Source organism: Anditalea andensis (assembly GCF_000714815.1).
GTDB lineage: Bacteria > Bacteroidota > Bacteroidia > Cytophagales > Cyclobacteriaceae > Anditalea > Anditalea andensis.
In genome coordinates, this window is record NZ_JMIH01000014.1 from 814,014 (window position 1) to 832,862 (window position 18,849).

General features: G+C 36.2%; 24 protein-coding genes. 6 read left to right on the forward strand and 18 right to left on the reverse strand.

Annotation, left to right across the window (positions count from 1 at the left end; genetic code table 11):
• Positions 1–24 precede the first annotated feature (24 nt).
• Positions 25–213 carry a hypothetical protein gene (locus EL17_RS07175; protein WP_035071900.1) on the forward strand — a complete coding sequence of 63 codons (189 nt, stop codon included), beginning with the start codon at positions 25–27 and terminating at the stop codon, positions 211–213.
• Positions 214–229: 16 nt separating this feature from the next.
• On the opposite strand, the gene EL17_RS07180 is transcribed toward EL17_RS07175, so the two are convergent.
• Positions 230–1,117, reverse strand: coding sequence for a winged helix-turn-helix domain-containing protein (locus tag EL17_RS07180; protein ID WP_035071903.1), 888 nt, complete (start codon positions 1,115–1,117; stop codon positions 230–232).
• Positions 1,118–1,306: 189 nt separating this feature from the next.
• Between EL17_RS07180 and EL17_RS07185 the strand changes: the two genes are divergently transcribed.
• The gene (locus EL17_RS07185; protein ID WP_164674980.1) at positions 1,307–2,206 is read left to right on the forward strand and encodes a WD40 repeat domain-containing protein; all 900 of its coding nucleotides are present in this window, start codon (positions 1,307–1,309) and stop codon (positions 2,204–2,206) included.
• A 100-nt stretch (positions 2,207–2,306) separates the two neighbouring features.
• The gene (locus tag EL17_RS07190; protein ID WP_035071908.1) at positions 2,307–3,329 is read left to right on the forward strand and encodes a ligand-binding sensor domain-containing protein; all 1,023 of its coding nucleotides are present in this window, start codon (positions 2,307–2,309) and stop codon (positions 3,327–3,329) included.
• Positions 3,330–3,465: 136 nt separating this feature from the next.
• Here EL17_RS07190 and EL17_RS07195 read toward each other — a convergent pair whose 3' ends face one another.
• A complete protein-coding gene (locus tag EL17_RS07195) occupies positions 3,466–4,644 on the reverse strand; it encodes a hypothetical protein (protein WP_035071911.1) in 1,179 nt (392 codons plus the stop codon).
• Positions 4,645–5,117: 473 nt separating this feature from the next.
• Here EL17_RS07195 and EL17_RS07200 point away from each other — a divergent pair, with 473 nt between their 5' ends.
• On the forward strand, positions 5,118–5,615 hold the full coding sequence (locus tag EL17_RS07200; RefSeq protein WP_051719851.1) for an RNA polymerase sigma factor: 498 nt from the start codon (positions 5,118–5,120) through the stop codon (positions 5,613–5,615).
• Between the two features lie 473 nt (positions 5,616–6,088).
• Positions 6,089–6,907: a prolipoprotein diacylglyceryl transferase gene (lgt, locus tag EL17_RS07210; protein WP_035071916.1), complete on the forward strand. Its 819-nt coding sequence runs from the start codon at positions 6,089–6,091 to the stop codon at positions 6,905–6,907.
• Between the two features lie 272 nt (positions 6,908–7,179).
• Here the strand turns inward: lgt and EL17_RS24330 are convergent, their stop codons facing one another.
• Positions 7,180–7,305 carry a DUF1573 domain-containing protein gene (locus EL17_RS24330; protein WP_084166128.1) on the reverse strand — a complete coding sequence of 42 codons (126 nt, stop codon included), beginning with the start codon at positions 7,303–7,305 and terminating at the stop codon, positions 7,180–7,182.
• 66 nt (positions 7,306–7,371) lie between these two features.
• On the opposite strand from EL17_RS24330, the gene EL17_RS07215 reads away from it, so the two are divergent.
• Positions 7,372–7,977, forward strand: a complete 606-nt coding sequence (locus tag EL17_RS07215) for a hypothetical protein (RefSeq protein ID WP_035071919.1) — start codon at positions 7,372–7,374, stop codon at positions 7,975–7,977.
• A 42-nt stretch (positions 7,978–8,019) separates the two neighbouring features.
• On the opposite strand, the gene EL17_RS07220 is transcribed toward EL17_RS07215, so the two are convergent.
• The 15 genes from EL17_RS07220 to EL17_RS07295 all read right to left on the reverse strand — a co-directional run bounded on the left by EL17_RS07220 (position 8,020) and on the right by EL17_RS07295 (position 18,622).
• Entirely contained in the window at positions 8,020–9,282 is a 1,263-nt protein-coding gene (locus EL17_RS07220) for a gluzincin family metallopeptidase (RefSeq protein ID WP_035071922.1), read from the reverse strand.
• Between the two features lie 6 nt (positions 9,283–9,288).
• Positions 9,289–10,356, reverse strand: coding sequence for a DUF4932 domain-containing protein (locus tag EL17_RS07225; RefSeq protein ID WP_035071925.1), 1,068 nt, complete (start codon positions 10,354–10,356; stop codon positions 9,289–9,291).
• Between the two features lie 181 nt (positions 10,357–10,537).
• A complete protein-coding gene (locus EL17_RS07230) occupies positions 10,538–11,638 on the reverse strand; it encodes a serine hydrolase domain-containing protein (RefSeq protein WP_035071927.1) in 1,101 nt (366 codons plus the stop codon).
• Positions 11,639–11,736: 98 nt separating this feature from the next.
• The gene (locus tag EL17_RS07235; RefSeq protein WP_164674981.1) at positions 11,737–12,954 is read right to left on the reverse strand and encodes a putative Ig domain-containing protein; all 1,218 of its coding nucleotides are present in this window, start codon (positions 12,952–12,954) and stop codon (positions 11,737–11,739) included.
• Between the two features lie 466 nt (positions 12,955–13,420).
• Entirely contained in the window at positions 13,421–13,753 is a 333-nt protein-coding gene (locus EL17_RS07245) for a hypothetical protein (protein WP_035071933.1), read from the reverse strand.
• Positions 13,754–14,021: 268 nt separating this feature from the next.
• The gene (locus EL17_RS07250; RefSeq protein WP_164674982.1) at positions 14,022–14,327 is read right to left on the reverse strand and encodes a hypothetical protein; all 306 of its coding nucleotides are present in this window, start codon (positions 14,325–14,327) and stop codon (positions 14,022–14,024) included.
• Positions 14,328–14,369: 42 nt separating this feature from the next.
• The gene (locus tag EL17_RS07255; protein WP_164674983.1) at positions 14,370–14,618 is read right to left on the reverse strand and encodes a hypothetical protein; all 249 of its coding nucleotides are present in this window, start codon (positions 14,616–14,618) and stop codon (positions 14,370–14,372) included.
• A 114-nt stretch (positions 14,619–14,732) separates the two neighbouring features.
• Positions 14,733–14,954 carry a hypothetical protein gene (locus tag EL17_RS07260; protein WP_035071941.1) on the reverse strand — a complete coding sequence of 74 codons (222 nt, stop codon included), beginning with the start codon at positions 14,952–14,954 and terminating at the stop codon, positions 14,733–14,735.
• A complete protein-coding gene (locus EL17_RS07265) occupies positions 14,918–15,481 on the reverse strand; it encodes a hypothetical protein (protein WP_205623542.1) in 564 nt (187 codons plus the stop codon). Before EL17_RS07265 ends, EL17_RS07260 begins: the two co-directional genes overlap by 37 nt.
• Positions 15,482–15,582: 101 nt before the next feature.
• The gene (locus tag EL17_RS07270; protein ID WP_035071944.1) at positions 15,583–15,762 is read right to left on the reverse strand and encodes a hypothetical protein; all 180 of its coding nucleotides are present in this window, start codon (positions 15,760–15,762) and stop codon (positions 15,583–15,585) included.
• A gap of 72 nt (positions 15,763–15,834) precedes the next feature.
• The gene (locus tag EL17_RS07275) at positions 15,835–16,428 is read right to left on the reverse strand and encodes a hypothetical protein (protein ID WP_035071946.1); all 594 of its coding nucleotides are present in this window, start codon (positions 16,426–16,428) and stop codon (positions 15,835–15,837) included.
• 53 nt (positions 16,429–16,481) lie between these two features.
• Positions 16,482–16,742 (reverse strand): hypothetical protein, encoded by a 261-nt coding sequence (locus tag EL17_RS07280; protein ID WP_164674984.1) that lies wholly within the window; start codon positions 16,740–16,742, stop codon positions 16,482–16,484.
• 494 nt (positions 16,743–17,236) lie between these two features.
• A complete protein-coding gene (locus EL17_RS07285) occupies positions 17,237–17,872 on the reverse strand; it encodes a hypothetical protein (RefSeq protein WP_035071950.1) in 636 nt (211 codons plus the stop codon).
• A gap of 10 nt (positions 17,873–17,882) precedes the next feature.
• Positions 17,883–18,071 carry a hypothetical protein gene (locus EL17_RS07290; RefSeq protein ID WP_035071954.1) on the reverse strand — a complete coding sequence of 63 codons (189 nt, stop codon included), beginning with the start codon at positions 18,069–18,071 and terminating at the stop codon, positions 17,883–17,885.
• A 32-nt stretch (positions 18,072–18,103) separates the two neighbouring features.
• Positions 18,104–18,622, reverse strand: coding sequence for a hypothetical protein (locus EL17_RS07295; protein WP_035071958.1), 519 nt, complete (start codon positions 18,620–18,622; stop codon positions 18,104–18,106).
• Positions 18,623–18,849: the final 227 nt, after the last annotated feature.

Here is an 18,849-nt window from a genome sequence, read left to right on the forward strand (position 1 = left end):
CTTAAATGTCCGCATTGTCACTAGTTGCTCATTTACTATCAAAGAAAAGGATATGCAGAAGGACTTCTAATCCCCATATCAGAGGACATGTTTGCTCTTGAAAATTCTGAAACTTTTAGACTGCGCTTTGTAAGAGATGGAGATGAATCCGCCAGTAAGTTAATCGGTATTTATAGTGACGGAAGAACGGATGAATCTATTCGTGACAAATAATTCCCTAATCAAAAGATCAAACTAGCTTGAAAATATATCCTTTTCCATGTTGATTAAGGACCTGGACATGGGGTATATTTTTAATTTTCTTTCTCAATCTAGATATATACATATCTAAACTCCTACCAGTTACAACGCCCTTTTTTATCCATACCTCATTCATTAAATATTCCCTTGTAACGAGACTTCCTTCATGCTCAAATAATATGCTTAATATCTCCATCTCCTTATCAGTTAATTGAATTATTTCTCCTTCTGAAATGATTTGATTCAGTTCAAGATTGAGGTGAAAGCCATTTAATTCTAGCAGATCGCTTTCTTCAAGTTTAGGTATTGATCTTTTAGAAAAAGTAAGTCCAAAAAGCGTAAAGAAGATAAGAGAAACCCCTGCGAGGCTCAGGGCTGGAAAACTAGCAGTATATCGAGTTGCCTTCTGATCGTGAAAACTCACGTCTAAATAATAGGTCGATGAAGGCAGTGTTCGTCCAATACAAGGGATATCCTTATTTTCTAAATGATTGATTTCAAAGCCATAAACAATTTCTTCAGTTTCAGCATCAAGAACTTGAACTATTGAATTTAAGGATATATGGGAGCTAATATGTTTTAAGGAAATTGTCAACAAATCGTCTGGGTCAATGGAAATGGGTTGTGCAAATTTTAACCTTAAAGTCTCTGGATCTATCTGCTCAATAGGTGGAACAGGCGTTTGAAAATCGTGGCCAGACCTAAGCAGATCATCCCCTATTGCTCGCATAGCTAAGTTCGTCTGCTTTTTTAAAAATCCTTCGTCAGCTACAACAATTAGTCTAAGAGCAATAGCTAAAAATACGCAGGCTACCAAAAGAATTAAGTATCTAGCTTTTAATAATTTACAATTTGTAAATACATCTTTTACATTCATTTTATTCTCTTTTTACAATATTTTTGAGCCACTGGATGGATAGCGTTCTTACATTTATACCAACAAATTAATGAATTAAATATTGAACTTATGCTAAAAAAAATATTGGATTATAATCCAAGGCATTCTTCTCACTTTTGCCAATTGGCATTTGGCATAATTACACTATCCTTTCTTTATTACCCTTCTATGGCCCAAAAAGAAGACAATAGCAAAATTCTTTGGGCTGCTAATTGGAGTAAGGACAATAGCTACTTTGCCATTGGAGGTGTTGATAATAAAATACGATTGTTTAGTGGAAAGTCATTTGAACTCTTATCAACAATTGAAAACAGCACTTCCATCCAAAGAATGAGCTGGCATCCTCACTTCAATATCTTGGCTGTAGCTGCCACGGGTAATGGATCAAAAATAATTGACGTTGAAAAAGATTCAACAACATACCTTCAAGGAGATAACAACTATGGTGGTAGAGCAATAGCATGGAATAGCACAGGAGATTTATTAGCTTATGCTGATTATGAAGGAGAAATCACTATTTGGAACAAGGAAGGTGAATTAATCAGAACCATTAAAAAAGGAAACACAATTAGTAATGTAGCCATTGATTGGCATCCTTCAAAAGACGAATTTGTGGTATTAAGTGATTCTGTGAGAATTTATAATTCAGATGGAGAGCTATTAAATCAATTTGAGCATAGAAAAAAAAATGTTCTGCTATTATGTGTCCAATGGCATCCATCGGGAGATTTTTTTGCTATTGGAGACTACGGTGATACAGAGAATGATTATAAACCACTTCTTCAATTTTGGAAGCCAAAAGGCCATTTAATAAAAGAAATAGCTATTAGCAAAGCAGAATATCGAAATCTCAGCTGGTCAGCAGATGGGAAAAAATTAGCTACAGCTAGCGATGCATTACGAATATGGAACAGGAACGGTAAACTTTTAGCTGAGGGGTTATCTGAAGATTATTTATGGGGAGTAGATTGGAGCCCAAATGGCCAATTCATTGTAACATCAAGCACAAATGGCCACATCAAAATCTGGAACAATAAAGCAAAGGTCATCAAGGAACTAACCTATTAAAATTCCCATATCAGGCAGAAATTTTTAGAGTTTCAGGTCAAAAAAACTCATTAAAACATGGGTTTTATCAAAGTTTTAAAAACATTGAATTAATCCAAAAATGAAAACACAATTACAGATTTATACTTTGCTGTTAATTTTTGCATTTTGTGGTTCCTGCAAAGAAGAGGTAAAAACTGAACTTCCTAAAATCATTACCAGAACTGAAACTAGAGAAGAAATCATATCCAACGCTCCCTCTAATATCACCCGAAATCTAATACAGGACAAAAATGGAAACATTTGGATTGCTGCTTTTGACGGAATATTCCGGTACGGTGGAATATCGTTTACAAATATTACACAAAATGTAAGTTCTGCCCGCTTCTTTTCAGTTTTAGAGGACAGAAATAGAAATTTTTGGTTCGCTTCTGTAGGTTCAGGCGTATTTTATTATAACGGGAAATCATTCAAAAATTTCACCACCAAAGATGGACTTGGCAGCGACCACGTTGGTACCATTTATGAAGACAATTCAGGACATATTTGGTTCGGCACGGGAGGCGGGGCAAGCCGCTATGATGGGGAAAAATTTCATAATTTCACAACAAATGAAGGGCTTCCAAATAATGACATAAGTGCTATAATCGAAGATAAAAACGGTAAATTCTGGTTCGGGTCACGGGATGGTGTATCCTACTATGATGGGCAAACATTTACTGATTTTAAAAATGATAAAGACTTGCCTTTTGTAAATACCCGATCCATTTTAGAAGATAAAAAAGGTAATATCTGGCTCGGGGGCCGGGATGGATTATGGCGCTACGACGGCAGTACATTTACTTATTTTACAAAGAAATTTGTTGGTTATATTTACGAAGATAGCAAAGGCAATATCTGGACCAGCTCAGATAGTGAAAATGATAAGGGATGGGTACTTTCGCGTTATGATGAAAAGTCCTTATCAAATAGAATGCTTTTGGCTCCTAAAAAGGCTAATGTTACCGAAATAATGTCAGAAAAATGGATGATTTTCGGGATTGTAGAAGATGACCACGGAAATATTTGGGTTGGGTCTGATGGGGTCTATAAATATGACGGGAAAACTATTATACACATTAAAGGTAAAGAGAGTCAGAAATAAATATAATAGACAATGAATTGAAGATAAGTATATTATGATTTAACAACTTGTAGAAGAAAGTATATTTAAGGTACACCACTGAACTATTGGATTGCTTTAAGTCGCTAAATTAGGATTATATATTACTTTTCAGCATTTAAATATTTCTAAATTTCAATACCTCAACCCTCCAAAATGCTTCGAATTCTGTCTTTTCAATATTAAATATTGAACAAAGGTTGTCTATTAAATTATCGCGGTCATCTGGTATTTGTAATAATTCATTTACTAGCCTAATACCTCCATTTTCGTAGGCTGCATGGCACAAAATTGCTCCTGTAGTATAATAAGCCGTATATTGCCAACCCCATTTTTTATCTATAATGTCGGAGAAGGATACTGTATTGTTGTCAGTTAATTCATTTGCTAATAGTATTGCACTTTCTTCAAATGTTTTTCCTCCCCCTGCCCCTCCTTTCCACGTTGCAAACCCTTCATCTATTAAACTGTGCCTCTCAAATTTAGGCACTATTAAATGTACAAATTCGTGGGGATAATATTCTGACCCAAAACCACTCAAAAGCATGCGCTTTTCGTTCATCCCTATACCTGTGGTATAGCCTGCAAAAAAGAAATCGAAGTTTAGTAATTTACCCAATTCATCACCACTATGCGTTATATAAAAATCAAATGGCTCCCATTCAGGGAAATTGAATTCTCTTGATATTTGGTTGCAAAATTGATTTGCTTTGTCTGCTAATTCTTGGTTGAACTTATGATTATGTGGATAGATAAAGGATATTTTACCAACTGTCTTCCTATTCCAATCAGCTGTTATTATTGGCAATGAATTTTTCAGTCTCCATTCACTATTTTCTTGAACAGCGTATAATTTCTGAATAGCCCATGGGTTAGATTTTCGATATTCCCCTTCAAGTCCTTCTGCTGAATACATTGTTCTTATACCATAATTATCTCCTTCTTTTTCTATTGAAAGTATTTTAGGCTTAAAATGTCTTAAAAGTTGTCCCGAAGGAAATTGGTAAAGCAGGTTTCGGGATAGATCGAAGCCTTCATATAAATTCTTTTCTTCTTCATTCCAATAAGGATTGTCTGAAATCTTATCCGGTTCTGAATTCAAGTAGTTTATCCAAAGGTTAGCAATTGCCCTGATTTCAATCTTTGTCATATCAACACGTGAATGAATTTCTACCTCAATTTTATTATTTACTCCTTCTTTGATTATCTCTTCAACTCTGTCTTCCTCATTAATAGTCTGACTTTGACAATTTGAAAATCCAACCAATATTAGTAATATGATTAAGTTTAGTTTCATCTAGGTTGTTTTTCAAAATGAGCCATAAGGATCAAGTATAAGGATAGTACAGGGTTTAGAAACGGTTCAATGTACATTAATAATTATTTCATACCTTTTCATCATGAATACATTACCATATGTATACCTTGATGTTGAATATTGGTTGTAAAAATGACCGTTACAACCGCTAAAAAGCAAAGGGTTAATAACTCCCATAATAATAAAAGCTATGTGATTGTAAAATAGTAAAGAGATTCCAGTAAACATAATGATCAATAAATAGCTTTAAATGAGGTAATTTCAGACTTTTAACAAAATTAATACAGTAAATATTTAGCTTTAAAAATTGCTGAATTTACTTACCAATCCCCATAATTAGCAAACATTTACAAACATTAAATAAAATGTAGGGGCTTCAGAAAAATATTTTTCATAAAGTTGTGACAATTATAAAACCTATGCTACTAATAAAATAAAGACTATAACTCGGGGTGGAAATACAGAAGCAAAACTTTATTCGAATCATCAATGCCAATCAAGGGATTGTAAAAAGTCTTTGTAAAGCATATTATGTCAGTTATGAAGATCAAAAAGATGCCTTCCAGGACATCATATTACAGCTTTGGAAGTCCTTTGATACATTCCGGGGAGAGTCAGAATTCAGTACATGGATTTACAGGGTCAGTCTTAACACACTGCTCAGCAAAGTCAGGAAAGAAAGAACCAGGATAATTACTGAACCTTTATCCATACCGGCCATGACCAGCCCAGTTGCACTGGCTGACGATGACAGAGAGCTTCTCATTATCGTGATTCGGTATTTAAAAGACTTGGATAAGGCAATCGTAATATTATACTTAGAAGGTTACCAAAACAAGGAAATCTCTCAAATGCTAAAAATAAGCCCTTCGAATGTAAGTACCAGACTGAACAGAGTGAAGAATGAACTTAGAGCAAAATTTAAAACCCGGATCAATGAATTTAAATAACCTTAAACCTGCTTGGAAACAGTTCCTACTCTTCAATTCCATGCAGCCATTGGATCAAAATGAAATCCTATCTATAATAGAAAAGGCTGATCGACATACTAAAAATAGTACTCCTAGTTTGATGCTAAACACGATCATGTTAATCGTTCTATTAAGTTGTTTTCAAGGGGGGTAAATCTATATACTGTAAAGATTACTATCCAAGGATTTCACTAATTAGCATTTTTATGATCTTTAGAACCTGCTGGCTATCATAATGATACAAAGTGGATATCTGATCATATTGATAAACTTGTATATCTTTCACAAAGCGACCACATCAAAATTAATAGTAGCTATAAGCGCCAGTGTACTATCTTAAATGTCCCAAAAACGGTTAATATTCTCTGTCAAATTCCCTTGTTAAAATAATCATAAGCTATACTGAAGCGCTAATATGGCAATCATAACAATACACATCAATAACAGAAAATATGGATGCTAATATAATATATTGGAATGTCGATCCCGTTATATTTTGGATTACCGACACTTTTCCACTGAAATATTACGGACTGTTTTTCACAATCGGGCTTCTATTAGCTTTTCATATTGTAAAGAAAATTTATACAAAAGAACGGATCCCAATAGAACATTTAGATAGTCTATTCATCTATATTGTTATGGGAACGATAGTCGGGGCCCGTCTGGGACATTGTTTATTTTATAGTCCTGAATACTATTTAAATCGTCCGCTAGAGATATTTCTGCCAATAGTGTATATAAACGGATCATATGGATTTATCGGATATCAAGGTTTAGCCAGTCATGGAGGAGCATTAGGTGTTTTAATCGCCATCATTTGGTATTCTAAAAAATATAAAACCAAATTATTATGGATATTGGACAGGATCGCCATTGGCGCTCCTGTTACAGGAGCCTTTATCCGCTTTGGCAATTTTATGAATTCGGAGATATATGGAAAACCGACTAATGGTAATTGGGGAGTTGTCTTTCAAAGGGATGATTTGATTTTAAGACATCCCACACAACTTTACGAGGCCACCGCCTATTTATTGATTTTCTCAGTTTTAATATGGATTTATAAATCAAAAAAGACAATAAATGATGGTTTCATTTTCGGGATATTTCTTGTGCTTCTATTTTTGGCTAGATTTATTATAGAATTTTTTAAGGAAAATCAAGTTGGTTTTGAAGATGAGCTAATATTAAATATGGGACAACTATTAAGTTTGCCCTTTATTTTAGCCGGATTGATCACCCTATATTTGAATAGAAAGTCACGTCCATAAGCCATGTCAGTAATAGTCCACTTTATAGTCATATGGCTTTATAAGCCGAAAACATCTCAATTTCATAAACTTAACTGCTTTAAAAATAAAAAAAAATTAATTTTATTATTCCAATTATACTACTACTTTCCTGCATTGATGATGACACTTCTTATACCAAAACGATTTCGAAAGGAGATAAGTAGGGCCTGATTTCGTAAGGCACAGATACTTTTGACATTATATACTAACTTAACATCACCTTTCATTCCAGGCTCAATGGTCTCAGAAGTTTAAGATGCTACTGTACAACCACAGCTTGCTTTTGCACCGGTGATTTGCAAAAGTTGGTCCCCTGTATTTTCCAAGGTAAACACTGCTGTTATTGCCTCTCCCTGTTCGATTTCACAAATAAGCAGTTAATGGGTAAATCTGTTTAAACTTTTAAATTATATACCTTATTTTAGCCTTCCCCTTTTTACAAAATGATGAAACAGAAAATAAAATTATATTTATATAGCCAATTAAACCAATTCATTCCGGTAGTTTTAGGCGTTTACATAGGCATTGTTGCCAGCAATTGGAATGAAAATAGGGTACGCAAACAGGAGCAGGAGGAATTTATTACCAACCTGATCCTTGAAATCGAAACCAATAAAGAAAAGTTGGTTGAAATAAAAGCCTACCAAGAGGCTATCCTAACATCTGCCAGAAAAGCAGGAAGTGAATTAGATGACCAGTTATTGGAAGCACCATTTTGGAAAGTAGGCCACTGGAAATTAATTAATGGCTGGGAAGGGTTGAAGATTCCTACACTAGAAAATGCTGTCCAGCAGTCTGGAATTATGACCAACGCTTTATCAGGATTAGATTTTACTACCATCCATCTCATCGCCCGGTCATATAACCATCAGGAGGAATATAAGATATATGCCCAAAAATTAATCTTTGATAACCTTACGCAAATTGACAATGCTACCAAAACTATAGAGGTAATAAACAAATTGGAGGTCTGGCAGGATATGATCAACTTAGCCAATGCACAGATCCAAGAGTATGATAAAACGCTTGAAAATCTTAGTCTTCTCTGATATACTGAAAGTTTGAAATTATCGTCAGCGCGGGCTGACTACTTAACTTTTCAATAATTTTTCAAATTCCTTTCGTATTTCGGCAGATGTCTGCTTCTCCAATACTTCTAAAAGATGTCCGGTGGTAGCAACCCTGTTTCTATTAACCGCTACCAAAAAATCTACAAATTCTTCATGGCCAATTCGGCTTTCCAACTGGTACAAAGCATAAGGTCCTTTTGCATAAATCAGCTCATCCCCATATTTGCCAAACCTGTCCCCACCCAGTAGAGGCGGTAAATTTCCGGTACGTGCCGCCAGCTTCTCAATTATCTCATTAAATATTTCTTCCCCTTGATCATGACGTAAGAACATCATTTCCGAATACTGGGCAAAAGATTCGCTTAACCATTTTTCTGTTGTAAGGGCATCGCCTCTGTCCCACCAAAAATGGGAGATTTCATGGGCCAGAGTAGCGATGTTGTCATGTGACCGGGCAAACACCACAGAAGGTTTAAATGACCTGGTAATCTTGTGTTCATCATAAGGAATCGGCCTATAAAGAACAGAACAAAAATTCACCTGCTCTTCTTTGGCAAAAGTACTGTTGAACAAATCAAATATCCTCAGCGCGGCATCACTTACAAAACGGGCACTGTCAGCATATTCTGTAAACACCTTTATATTATCATCACCGGCTGAACTGTCAAATAGCGCCATTCCATTTTTTTGGTTGTCGCTTGCCAGGATTGGATTAATATAATATGATGGGGAAACGGAAGTAACTTCAATTTCCTTTGAGAATATTCCTTTTTGGATATCAATAAACTTATAATTCACATCATCTACAACTGCTTTAATCTGATATGAAAAATTTTCCAGCGTATTGAACACAGGAAAAATCATAAAATCCGGATCAATATCTACCCATTGGTACTCTTCAACCCAAAACCCTTTAGAAGGCTTGCCGGAATAGGCAATGGAAAAGGTTGTTTCCTCTCGTTCCCCAAGTTCTTCTGTAAACGTTACTGTCAGGGTAGCAAAGGGCTCTGCTTTTTTATCAAAAGAATAACTTTTCACCTGATGGCCATCTACTGATTGAATATCCATTTCTGAATCTATCCAAAAGCTAAGGCTGGAACGGGCATTGTCTTTGGCCAAATAATTAAAGTCAAGTACAACCGCTACGGATTGTTCAACAACTGATATTTTTAAAACTCCCTGGACAAAAGTTTCACCATCGCCACAGGCTTTACACGGAGCAGCATTCAAATAGGTTAAAAATATGGTAAAGGCAAATAGAAATGAATTTCTCAATCTGTTCATTAGGTATCAAGGATTTTTGTTTTCGATCATTTCGATGAATTGGGGAATAAACTTACGGAAATTTTTCTCTTCCCGATTATAATAATACTGGCTCTCCACAAGTTGAACAAAGTCCCTGAACAGCATACCACCAACGCTCTCATTTATCAAAAGGTGCTCCTCCGCCAAATCTTCATCTATAAATTCTTTTTTAAGAAATATAGCGACCCCATCTGCCACCAGTTCATGGACAAAAAAATAGGTGTTCAATTCCCTATCATCAAAAGTATTGAAATTACTGGTGTAATCATCGCTATAGGTAAGCCTACCGATCTCCTCTCTGAATCCTCCATTTATCTCTTCCCAATACAAATGGCTCACTTCATGCCATACGCTATTGGTAAGGGCCAGATGATGATATTCAAAATTTGGCTCCGTACTTTCCTGCGCTACAAAATTCCGATCATATGGGATGATAACAGGCGCATAGTTTATAAATTTAGGGTTGATCTCATCAAGAAACAAATTCGCCTTCAGGCTGGTACCCATAGGCGAAATCGAAAAGTAAATCACCTTATCAAATGGTACTTTAAAAAAATCGTCAAGTGCTTGTAATGGCAAATCCCTTTCCAATGCGGCAGTAAATTCATTTTCCCAATTCCGAAAGTTTGATTCCTGCTCTTGATAAAAGTCCCAAAACCGGGTATCTTGGGCAAACTGCTGGCTGAGCTTTAAATACTTCTCCAAATAACCAGTAGAAATAAGATGTCCAAAATAGCCATATCTGTCAGGGATGGATAGGTTCATATCCTTCCCTTCAAAGCACCAACCCAAGTCCGCAAAGTCATTGTAGGGCAGTTCCTTTGCATGCTTTACCGCGGGATGGTTTATATATTCTCCAAACCACTCGTCTACATCGTCCAGATAGGAGGATTTCTTTACCAAAGGTTGGTTTACCCCTGCCAAATAATTCACGATATGCAGCAATTCTGTTCCAGGATGGACTTTTACTTCATATTGAACCTCATTTTTTAATGGCAATGCTGCTAAGAAAGTACTTTGGAAGAATAGAATGGCTATGTATGCAAATTTCATTTCAAATAATTTTTTTTCAAATTACGATTTATCATTTGCCCTTGCAATATGTTCGACTAAGTTATTGGTATTAAGGGCAAATTTGTCCTAACCTTGTGTATCATTCTCTCTAGACACCCCTCTTACTTTCTGAATTACGATGATCCTTCTCCACACTATTTTAATCCCTGTTATTTATTGTTTATTCTCGTATTGATGCTAAAACAAATTCCTCTATTATCTTTTTAGCCTGCTCCCCTTCAACATATTCACTTCCGTAGGCACTTCCTGTCAGAATAATGACCACATTAAGATTGGGAATTACAACAATTTTATTCCCCCCATTTCCAGATGCCTCAAACCCTCTAACGGTTTTGTCTTGATAATTATAATCTTTTATCCACCAAAAATATCCATAATCTCCATCCTCTGTTGTTGCTATTTGTTTGGAAGTACTTTCTGAAATCCAATCCTTTGAAATGATTTGTTCTCCTTGCCAAACACCATTGTTGAGGTAAAGTAATCCAAATCGGGCAAGATCTCTTGGCTTTAAAATGTTACCTCCACCTGAGAACTCGTACGGAGTGGATATTGGAGTGACAAACCATTCATTTTCCAAAACTCCTATTTTGTTAAACAAATATTCATCTCCAAAATCCTGTAAACTTATTTGCGACTTTCTTCGGATAATTTCTCCCAGAAGATTGGCACCCCCTGAACAATATGAAAAATTTTGTCCGTTTGGTTTTATCATCGGAAGATTTAGAGTAAAAGCAAAGTCATCAGGAACATCAGGGAAATGCATTGTATTTCCTATCGAACCTTCATCCCAATCATCACAGTCCCAGCCTGCAGTCATGGTTAAAAGATGGTGAATTTGTATTCCCTCTTTTTCGGAATTTAAGTTTTGGATATCATAATCTTCTTTGAAAAAGGACAAAACAGGTTCATGCTTGCTTTGAATAAATCCCTTTTCAATAGCTATCCCTACCAAGGCCGAAGTGATGCTCTTACCAACAGATGCCACATTGTGCAGACTATCTGCAGTAAAGCCATTGAAATATTCCTCAAAAACTATTTTGCTATCTCTGACCATAATTACCCCATCCACCCCATAAAGAATTGAATCTTGAATATTTTGTGCCAATTCATTTAAAAGTATTTTATTCACGTTAGAGGCCTCCGGGGATTCAAATTCCCATTCAAAGGAATGACCTTCATTTTCTGTTGCTTGTCCTCTACAAGAGCTAAAAGCTACTAAAATTAAAAATAGAATAATATCTGAGGTTATATGTGTTTTCATAATTGTAACGCAAAGTTACTATCAATATATGCGTAAGTTGCTAGAAACCAATGAGAATTCCTGTTGTATGGTGCATTCGGAAGGCTATATTGTCTTATCTATATTGGCATATATTGGTTGTTTTTTGGTTCAAGATCAAAGATGAATTCTCCAGAGTTTCCTGAAATATCTGTAGCTGTTAATTTAAAAGTAAGCGGTTCTTTGGTAGTCCAATTTCCACTTAAGATTAATTGCTCATCATCAAATGCCATCCATTCAGGTATTGCTGAATTATCTTTCAATGTAATATAAAATGACAACTTATCATCATCCACATCTTTGAATAAGTCCTGAGGAAAACGGAGTTCAAAAGCTTCTTTGTATCTAATTGAAGCTTCTATTTGCGATTTATAGACGTACGGAGAAAAAACTGATTTTGTACTTACCCAATAAATGTCAGAATCATAAACATCCTGTTCATTCTCATGCAAGACACTCGTTCTGCTAAAAATAAGAAACTTATTATCTGGTGAAACGAATGGCCGCTGTTCAATTTCCTTACCATTAATATAGGAGTTCAATCTCTTTGGAACCGTCCATGCACCTTCCTTAGTGCGATAACTGATATACAAGTCATGTTTAGATTCAGATTCGTATTTCCATGCTTGAACGATGATGTAGTTTTCATCAGGAGACAAAAACAAACTCTCTTCATCGGCTTCAGAGCTTAATATATCTGATTTTTGAATTTGAGAGTACCTTCCAGAGTCAAGCTGGGCATAATAAATGTCGCCGCAGCACTGGTGCTGATCATCTCGATTCGATGTGAAATAAAGAGTCCCAGTTTTTGATATGCTATGCCCAGCCTCTCTTGACTTAGAGTTGAATATAGAATCCAAAGGTTGGGGGTTATTAGCCTTTTGGTCAATATATGCTGCAACCCATAAATCCGTTGGTGATCCATCAATTGATTTAGCAAAATAGAGTTCATTTCCGGAAGGAGAGAACATAGGATAGAATGTGTTTATGTTATTTGGGAGAAATGATTTATTAGGCGATGTCCATTTCCCATTAATGTAATTCATCAGGTAAATACAGGTCTCATTAGGGTTAGATTCATTTGCAACTCCAAAAGCTATGCTTTTACCATCTGGAGAAATAGTGATTCCCATATCGAACCTTCCTTTTACCGACACAATATCTTTTCCAAAGATTATAGGAATGCTGTCAGGAGATTCTTGATCTAAGTAGCTAATATTCGGTACTTCTGTATGCTTTTTTGATGTGCATGAGTAAGACAATACTAAAAATAAGAATATAAAGAAATATCGGTGCATGTTTTGGGTACGTTATAATATGCAAGAATTGCAACTAACGATAAGCTAAAAATCTGTAAGCTGTAAAGTAACCGGTTTAAACATCCTTTGCAAGTACCTCATGAGACTGTGATTTTTTATTGCTTGTCATCAGCTTTTTTCAAAATTTACAATACAATCTTTCCCAATGTACTATCCAACTTACCCATTTTTTTAGATACGTCTGATTGAAATAATTATTTGAAAAATCATCATATCCATTGTATTGAATTGCTAAATAAAAAATCCAAAACATTATTCCAAAGCACGGTATAGCCTCCAACTCTTCGCTAGAAATTTCTCTTCTTTCACGATAAGCATTGATGAAAACCAGCATACATTTGTCCGAGTCCTCTTTAGACAAGGCGCCATAAAGTTATTTAAATCATTACTTTTACGACAACAATATTTTTCCGTGTTATTTCCTGCGAGGCCAGCACTGCTAAATTCACATTCCAACATTGGCCACACAAAAATATTCCCAACTTCCCTCTTCCTTCCTGTAAACATAAAGTTGCATCCCTACATCTTCTGCAAACGGGATTACTCCTTTGGTTTCAAAAATGAAAGCATAACTAGTTCCATTTTTTCCTTCTTGGAGTATAGGAAAACCTATAATTCCATAGGAGAAAAACCCGCTCATATTATCATAAGTTATGAAATGTCCTTCATAATCAGACTTGCCTACCGTTCTTTGGCGAAGAACCAGTTCTGGTTCTTTAAATATGATGTTAATAACCTCATAGGCATTTTTGTCAATAACATCAGACTGGCTTGGCAATTCCTGTGCAAATGTGATTGAACAATTTCAACATAATAAGAATAGCCCCAGTCTGACGGTTATTCCTGCGATATCTATCTTTCTCATTTTTTCTTGTTTAGCGTTGCACATCCATTAAACATCAAGATTTATTAGAAAAATTTAGTACTCTTATGGGCATGGATAACCTTTGGCTTGAGAGGGGTTTGTAGCCTCATTAATAACAATAATATCAGTCTAATTCAATAAATACACTCAGAAGTAGTATCAACTCCCTCTATTCGATAATTCATACAAATACATTTGCTACACAAAATAACTCCCATTTATCATCTGTTTTGATATAGACATAAATATTCCCTCCGGGATCTCCATCTGGGTAAATGGCAGCCGTTTCATAAATTATTGCATACTTTTCTCCCTCTTTTCCTTCTTGGATAATGGGGAAACTTATTATACTGTATCCAAAACTTTCACCCATTTTCCTTTTGTGCAATCTTTCTTCTATTTCTTGTTCTGAAAGAACCTTTGGGGTTACCTTTTCCGCATCTAAACTTATTTCTGGTAGATTCTTTATTTTTCTTATCAACTCCACTTTCTGCTCCTTAGTCAATAAGGTGTCAAAATCAACATAAGGCTAGTCATCTAAAATCCTGCTGCTATGCCGATTGAATTCGTTTAAATTTGCATACGTAATATACCCACTGTAATCCCCAATATTACCCACTGTTTTTTGACGGATCATGCCATTGGGATTGGTGTATATGGTACCAATCAATTCATATCCCATATCAACTTCAGAATATTGTTTCACCATTTTCTGAGCTGATGCAGAGAACCGAATGGTAAAAACAAGAAAAAAACATAACACTCTCACTGCAAGCATAAAACTTTACATTTTCATTTTTACGCAATAACTTTTTAGATCAATTTGTCCTTTCAAAAGTTAGCTACAAAGTAGTTACTTTACCTTGGCTTCCCTTCGAAGCCTCATTTGCAACTATGACCTTAACCCTTTTTGCTCACTTACATTTAGAAAATTATTCATAAATACCTCATAAGGCACCATCACATTATTTTCGATTAGTCCTCTCCATGCCAAATCGGTATAAAACTGTAAGGTCTGTACATTACCCGGATTGTGGACCAAGTCCCATTGATAGAAACCCAATAAGGTTTTTCCAACTACACCGATACATTTACGATAGAGAAATACTCCCATTTCCCCTTTATTTTTCGATAGACGTGCATATTGCTTCCGGGATCACTAACAGGGCATATACGGGACATCTCGTATATAATTCCGTACATAATACCGTCTTTTCCCTCCTGAATTATCGGGAAACTTACTACCCCGTAACAAATTCGATCTTCGGCGTCAATTCTTTTCTTTATATCCAACTTGCTTATGGTCTTAGCATTGATCTTATCTTGCTTAAGGGCAAACTCCGAAACGCTTTCAAATTTCAATGTCAGCTCATCTTTCTGCTTCTTAGTGAGTAGGGTGTCAAAATCCACGTATGGAACAACCATTAACACTCCTCCGGGGATGAGCTCCCTATTGTTTTCATTGAGCCAGGCATAGCTCAGAAAAGTTCTATTGAATTCATTGGCAGTTCCAATTGTGGTATCACGCAACAACCCTTCAGGATATTTGATATTAATAATCTCATAGGCATCGGCCAAGTCTTCGGCAGAGTAGTATGTCTTGTCCTGTCCATAGCTTACCAACCCAAACAGGCATAACACCAGCGTCCATAGTATATTTTTCATAGCTCTTATAATTTAAACTTTAACTCAATCACAAGGAGTGCCTTTGGCCAATGAACTATTCGATGCCTCTCGCAGAATTACATCACCAATCCTGTCCCGATCCGCCTGATTCGGAAAGTTAGCTTCAAAGGCATCTGTACCAACCAATCCCCCCAGGCCAAATCTTGGTAAAACTGCATAGGCTGTACATTGCCTGGATTGTGGGACAAGTCCCATTGGTAGAGCCCCTCGCTGATCACATCGATGTATGTGGGCATAAAGGCATGATGAATACCATTCTATTTCGTCAAACATATTCAGAAACAACTTCACTTCCCTTTATTCGACATTCACACAAATACATTTGCTACACAAAATAACTCCCATTGATCATTTCCCTTGATGTAGACATATATATTTCCTCCTGGATCCCCAGCTGGATAAATTGCTGAGGTCTTATAGATTATTGCATATATCTCTCCAGTCTTACCCTCTTGAATAATCGGAAAACTTACAATGCCGTACCCAAAACTCTCGCCCATTTTCTTATTTTTCAACCTCTTTTCTATTTCTTCGTCGGAAAGCACCGTGGGGATTAACCGTTCCGCATCAAGATTAACCGCGGTCAGATTTTCTATTTTCCTAATCAATTCCTCCTTCTGTCCGATAATCAATAAAGTATCAAAATCCACGTAGGGCTTGTTGTCAAAAATTTTGCTAGTATGCCGATTATATTCGTTTAAATTTTCATAAGTAATAAATTGCCCATCAAAATCTGTTTTACCCACTGTCCTTTGACGGATTAGACCACGGGGATCGGTACTTAAAGCTCTCATCAAATTGTATCCCATATCAACTTCAGAATACTGTTTCTCTGTATGCTGAGCAGCTACAGAAAGGCAAGTCAAATAAGCCAGTAAAAATCCTAATATTCTAATTATCATATCAATCTCGTTTTTAAAAACCCATTTATTAAAATAATCACTGTCTTTTAAAATTAGTCACACGGTGTTCCTTTGGCTTGGCTTCCATTGCTGGCTTCATTTGCAACAATTGCCTTAACCCGGTCTTGATCACTTACGTCTGGAAAATTATCCAAAAATGCCTCATAAGGAACCATCACGTTATTTACTTCCCTCTCGATTAATCCTCCCCAAGCCAAATCATCATAAAACTGCATAGACTGTACATTGCCTGGATTATGGGACAAGTCCCATTGGTAGAACCCCTGACTGATCACATCGATGTATGTGGGCATAAAGGCATGGAAGGAAAAATTTTTCAACATGGTTACTTCAAGCAGATGCAGAAATTTTCGACTTACATTTAAGCCTAAGTTATCTCACTCTTTAAGCAAACAAAAAAGCTTCCAATCTCTGTCCTTTTTCCTATATATGTGCATGTTTCCTCCACCACCACTTCCATTGCTCTGGGATTTCACCTCAAGAACTATCGCATAACTACTCCCGCCCAGACCTTCCTGAATAATTGGGAAGCTTAGATGAGTAATACCCAAAGAATTTCCTTTATCAATTAACTCTATTATTTCTTCTTCTAATTTAAGATTGCAGTTATCCTTAAAGAATCTAAACTAACGGGCTTCATATTGTTAAATTGATTTATAAAATTTCTTTTTTGTTCCAATTAAAGAAGTGATTCAATATCAATCATTTACTTTATATGGTTTTTGGATTAATTGGAAGAAGAGAAGCCCTATTCAAAAACATGTCATTGGTAGTATATCCTATTTTCTCATGGCCTTCTCCCTAGCCAAAAACTTGAAATCACACAGAAGTTTTCCCACTCCCCATTGAGATTTCGAAACACCAATATTTGTCCCCTATTTAAAAAATCCAAAGGGTCAGTAGTATGGTTCGGATCTACGCCGTGTTCGGCGATAATCAAATATTCAGTACCATCCTTTCCTTTTTGAAATATTGGAAAACTAATCCGCTTGTATTCCAGTTTCTCTTCATAAGTAGCAGTCTTTAGCTTTTCCACGTCATCCTCGTAAAAGAGCTTAGCTTTTATCCGGTTCTGATCCAGTTCGATTACGGGAAGACGGTCAAATTTATCAATCAAACTGGCTTTTTGCTCTACCGTCAGCAAGGTGTCGAAATCAACATATGGAGTAGTTTTGAAGATCCCCGATGCTGAGTGCTCTCGATTAGCCCTATTAAGGCTCTCATAGGATAGGACCTGCCCACCAAAATCCGGACCCGTGTCTGATGAACTCATAGTCGAATAATAGATAAACCCATCGGGATAATGTAGAATTATAAACTTATAAGCCTCCAAAATTCTGTCATCAGAATACCCTAGTTTACTCTGTCCTTTACAACCTAATGATCCAATTAATACAATTAAAATAACATATACACTTTTCATAGACTTTGGATTAATTGGGACATGGGATTCCTTTGGCCAATGAACTGCTTGAAGCCTCCCTTTGAATTAAATTTTGTATCCTTGAGCGGTCGGACTGATTGGGGAAGTTGGCCATAAATGCATCAGTACTATCCAATCCTCCCCAAGCTAAATCAGTATAAAACTGCATGGGCTGCACATTGCCTGGATTATTAACCACATCACACTGATGCAGAATTTGTAGACCCTATTTCATAACCATAAACTTACGATGCAGAAGTATTCCCATTCTTTTTCCACCTTTCGGTAAACATGCATACTTCCTCCCAATGAAAATCCGGAAGAACTGGCAACATTGTCAGAAAGAATCGCATATTCAATCCCTCCAATCCCTTTTTGAACAATAGGAAAACTGATGTGGCTTATCCCAAATTCTTCACTTTTGGACTTTTTGTCTTTGATTTCTTCCTGTGATACCAATATTGCAGTCAATCGGCCCGGATCCAAATCAAGCATTGCAAGGCCCTCAAATTTGCTGATCAATTCATTTTTTTGATCTACTGTCAACAAGGTGTCAAAATCCACGTAAGGGGTAATCGAAAAAGTCCCACTCGGCGTCTTTTCACGATTACCTTCATTTAATGTTTGATAAGTAAGGAACTCTCCATAAAGCTCCGTAGTAGAACCTATTGTGTTTATATAAAGGTAAATATTTCCACCTCCTGGATGATGTAGATTAATAATGTCATACGCCTCGTCTATCTCGTGCAAGGGAATAGCTGGGTATCTCTTGGGTCATGCCCTGCATGGTTCCAAAAGACAAAATCAAAAGGATAAATGTGTATTTTTTCATCGGTCTTCTATTAATTTGGACAAGGGGTTCCTTTAGACTGACTCCCATTAGACGCTTCATTTTTAACAGCTAAAGATTCTAATAATCCTTAACCTGCTGATGTTATTTGTCAGCCAAGTGATGGAATTCGGGCTCGCTCTCTTCA

Bases quoted from the DNA above. Each gene is read 5' to 3' on its own strand.
- EL17_RS07180 (WP_035071903.1), bottom strand. From the start codon at position 1,117: ATGAATGTAAAAGATGTATTTACAAATTGTAAATTATTAAAAGCTAGA.
- EL17_RS07185 (WP_164674980.1), top strand. From the start codon at position 1,307: ATGGCCCAAAAAGAAGACAATAGCAAAATTCTTTGGGCTGCTAATTGG.
- EL17_RS07190 (WP_035071908.1), top strand. From the start codon at position 2,307: ATGAAAACACAATTACAGATTTATACTTTGCTGTTAATTTTTGCATTT.
- EL17_RS07195 (WP_035071911.1), bottom strand. From the start codon at position 4,644: ATGAAACTAAACTTAATCATATTACTAATATTGGTTGGATTTTCAAAT.
- lgt (WP_035071916.1), top strand. From the start codon at position 6,089: ATGGATGCTAATATAATATATTGGAATGTCGATCCCGTTATATTTTGG.
- EL17_RS07215 (WP_035071919.1), top strand. From the start codon at position 7,372: ATGATGAAACAGAAAATAAAATTATATTTATATAGCCAATTAAACCAA.
- EL17_RS07220 (WP_035071922.1), bottom strand. From the start codon at position 9,282: ATGAACAGATTGAGAAATTCATTTCTATTTGCCTTTACCATATTTTTA.
- EL17_RS07225 (WP_035071925.1), bottom strand. From the start codon at position 10,356: ATGAAATTTGCATACATAGCCATTCTATTCTTCCAAAGTACTTTCTTA.
- EL17_RS07230 (WP_035071927.1), bottom strand. From the start codon at position 11,638: ATGAAAACACATATAACCTCAGATATTATTCTATTTTTAATTTTAGTA.
- EL17_RS07235 (WP_164674981.1), bottom strand. From the start codon at position 12,954: ATGCACCGATATTTCTTTATATTCTTATTTTTAGTATTGTCTTACTCA.
- EL17_RS07255 (WP_164674983.1), bottom strand. From the start codon at position 14,618: ATGCTTGCAGTGAGAGTGTTATGTTTTTTTCTTGTTTTTACCATTCGG.
- EL17_RS07260 (WP_035071941.1), bottom strand. From the start codon at position 14,954: ATGGGAGTATTTCTCTATCGTAAATGTATCGGTGTAGTTGGAAAAACC.
- EL17_RS07270 (WP_035071944.1), bottom strand. From the start codon at position 15,762: ATGCCCACATACATCGATGTGATCAGCGAGGGGCTCTACCAATGGGAC.
- EL17_RS07275 (WP_035071946.1), bottom strand. From the start codon at position 16,428: ATGATAATTAGAATATTAGGATTTTTACTGGCTTATTTGACTTGCCTT.
- EL17_RS07280 (WP_164674984.1), bottom strand. From the start codon at position 16,742: ATGCCCACATACATCGATGTGATCAGTCAGGGGTTCTACCAATGGGAC.
- EL17_RS07285 (WP_035071950.1), bottom strand. From the start codon at position 17,872: ATGAAAAGTGTATATGTTATTTTAATTGTATTAATTGGATCATTAGGT.